Below are 2,468 nucleotides of genomic sequence, written 5' to 3' on the forward strand. Positions count from 1 at the left end.
GCACCACGTTCGAGGTCGTCGGGGACCTCCCGCTCGACGGCTTCAACCGGATCAACCCCGCCGGTGACGACCAGCACGTGCTGGTCTCCACCTCCACCGGGTTCCAGGTGCTGGCCTCGGCGCAGGTCGTGCTGGGCGTCGCGCACGTGCCGTCGGTCCACGTCCCGCTGGGCGTGGTCGTCTTCGGGCTGAGCGTGGCGGCGCTGGTCCGGATGCCGGCCGCCCGCTCCGTGCGGCGGACGGCCGGCGCGAGGGGCTGAGCGGGCCCTCAGGACCCGAGGGTCCAGCGCTGGCCGGTGGCCGGGCGGGTGGTGACGGGGGTTCCGGCGGTGCCGGCGCCCGCGTCGAGGGCGAGGCCGGTGGCGACGTTGGTGACGGTGACGGCGCCGGTGGCCTGGTCCTGGGTCAGCCTCCACTCCTGCCAGGGGTTGCCGGGCGACAGGTCGAGCAGGTAGGCGCTGTCACCGGCCGAGGCCCCGGCGGAGAGCACGGTGTGCCGGTGGGTGCCGGTGGCGCAGTCGTCGCTGATCCGGACGGTGCCGTCGGGGTTGCCGGTGAAGGTCCACTGCTGCGCCGGGTCGCCGGGGCGCGCGGGCTCCAGGTCGGTGATCGAGCCGATCGGCGCGGTGCACGAGCCGAGCAGGGACAGCGCGAGGCCGCCGCTGCTCAGGGAGTGGTACGCACCGTCGTCGACCACGCCGGACGGCCCGCCGGTGCCCTGCTGGGCGAGCCGGTAGAGGGCCGCGCCGTGCGGCGGGAGGGCGGCGCTGATCGGTCCGGTGACGGTCGAACCCGCGCCCGTCCACAGCTCCTTGGCCTGGTAGCCGGAGCCGCCGAGGCCGAGTTCGGCGAGGCTGGTGGCGACGGTGCGGCCGGCCGACGGGTCCTGGTTGACCAGCAGTACGGCGGTGTCGCCGTTGGCGAGCCGCCGCTTGAGGACCACCGGGGCGTGCCCGTCGGCCGGCTTGGCGCCGACCAGGGTGGCGGGTTTCGCCAGGCTGTCCTGGTCGACGGCGATGACCTCCTTGTTCTTCAGGATCGCCAGGCCGGTGTCGTTGATCCCGGTGGACCAGGTGTAGCCGTCCGCGCTGTGCTGCGACTGCGCGGCGGTGCGCAGGTCGGCGCCGGAGATCATCGGCGCGGCGAGCATGGCGAGGACCGAGGCCTCCGTCCGCGACTCGTCGTCGGTGAAGGGCTTGTGGCAGGCGCAGGTGTCGGTGGTGCCCCACAGGCCGTAGACGTCCTGCCAGCCGGTGAACATCATGTCCAGGTCGTTCCAGCTGCCCGGGCGGACGTTGCCCGGGTACTGCAGCGCGGTCTGCAACTGCCCGTTCCAGAGCACCCCGTCGAGCTCGCTGTCCCGGTCGCCGCCGATCCGGCAGAGGTTGGCGACCTGGCCGCACCAGACACCGGTGGGCGCGTAGCCGGGGGCGTGGAAGGGGGCCGTCCCGGCGGCCTGGACCACCGGGTCGGTGCGGGCCGGGTCGTCGGCGGCGAGCAGGTACGGGACCCCGCTGTGGACGGGCTGGGCGGAGACGCTGAGGGTGACCTTCGGCTTCCCCTGGGCGGCGGAGGCGGCGTCCAGGGCGCGCTGGAAGGTCTGCACCCGGGCGTAGATCGAGCGGGTCAGCTCCTTGCCCTCGCCCTGGGTGTAGTAGTCGTGCCCGTCCGGGCCGACGATCTGCGGGCCGTACGGGCAGTCGTCGTACTTGACGAAGTCGACGCCCCAGGAGACGAAGTCGGCGGCGTCGGTGGACTCGTGGCCGAGGCTGCCGGGGTGCATCTGGCAGGTGAGGTAGGTGTCGGTGGCGTAGAGGCCGAACTTCACGCCCTTGCTGTGCGCGTACTGGGCGAGGTACGCGATGCCGTTGACGGTGTGCCCCTCGACGGTCCGCTCGGGGAAGTGGTCGGGGCGCGGGACCAGGTGGCCGGAGGTGGGGTCGTTGCCGCTGCCGTCGGTGCCGCTGACCGGGTTCCCGGCGCTGTCGTACAGCTGGAGGCCGCCGTCGGCGTTGCGGACCAGGTCGGAGCTCTGGCCGTCGCGGTGCCAGAGCGACCAGCCGTCGTCGATGGTGACGGTGTCGTAGCCGGCCGCCACCAGGCCGTTGGCGGCCATGAAGTCGATGGTCTGGACGACCTGCTCCTGGGTGACCTCGGTGCCGAGGGAGTTCCAGGAGTTCCAGCCCATCGGCGGGGTCAGGGCGTTGCCGTTGCCGAGGTCGGGGCCGTTGTCGCGGCTCGAACCGGGGCCGGTGCCGAGCGCGGTGGGGGTGGTGGCGGCGGTGGCGGGAGCGGCCGTGTCGAGGCCGACGGCTCCGAGGCCGGCGGTGGCGAGGGCGAGGGAGAGCAGGGATGCCGCGACACGGCGGCGGGTTCGGCGCATGAGCGCCCTCCGGAGGGGTGGGGGAGGGCGCGAGGCCGCACCGTCAGGAAGTGAGGGGGGTGCGGCCGGCCGGGTGGGGCCGGCC

The 2,468-nt window shown here is 74.0% G+C and carries 1 protein-coding gene and 1 pseudogene; one reads left to right on the plus strand and one right to left on the minus strand.

Annotated elements, in window-relative coordinates:
* Positions 1-260 (plus strand): annotated as a pseudogene (locus ACFU6K_RS36690) (hypothetical protein); the annotation flags it as partial.
* 8 nt (positions 261-268) lie between these two features.
* Here ACFU6K_RS36690 and ACFU6K_RS36695 read toward each other — a convergent pair.
* Positions 269-2,383 (minus strand): alpha-galactosidase, encoded by a 2,115-nt coding sequence (locus ACFU6K_RS36695; RefSeq protein WP_380670631.1) that lies wholly within the window; start codon positions 2,381-2,383, stop codon positions 269-271.
* Between the last annotated feature and the right edge of the window lie 85 nt (positions 2,384-2,468).

Source organism: Kitasatospora sp. NPDC057512, from assembly GCF_042802135.1.
In the GTDB taxonomy this organism is placed as follows: Bacteria; Actinomycetota; Actinomycetes; order Streptomycetales; family Streptomycetaceae; genus Kitasatospora.

What these genes read in the sequence shown, in the direction of transcription:
- ACFU6K_RS36695 (WP_380670631.1), bottom strand. Translation starts at nt 2,383, where the DNA reads ATGCGCCGAACCCGCCGCCGTGTCGCGGCATCCCTGCTCTCCCTCGCC.